Annotated in this window: 1 protein-coding gene; it reads right to left on the reverse strand. The window is 61.7% G+C overall.

The window, feature by feature from the left end; translation table 11 throughout:
- Positions 1-230: DEAD/DEAH box helicase (locus tag L9G74_RS22215; RefSeq protein ID WP_238899140.1), on the reverse strand; the 230-nt coding region annotated here is incomplete at both ends.

A 230-nucleotide genomic window follows, 5' to 3' on the forward strand; every position in this document is an offset into this window, starting at 1 on the left:
GAGAACCCCGCTTCGATCCCGCCACCGCATGCACCTCATCGACGATGACCGTGGTCACGCCCTGCAGCGTCGTTCGCGCTTTTGAGGTCAGCATCAGAAACAGTGATTCGGGTGTGGTGATCAGGATATCGGGCGGGCGGCGCACCAGCCTGGCGCGCTCTGCACTGGGCGTATCGCCTGATCGCATTCCGATATTCAGAGTGATCTCTGGCTCATTCAGCGCCTGCCGC

It is taken from the genome of Shewanella electrica (genome assembly GCF_022321485.1).
Classification (GTDB): domain Bacteria; phylum Pseudomonadota; class Gammaproteobacteria; order Enterobacterales; family Shewanellaceae; genus Shewanella; species Shewanella electrica.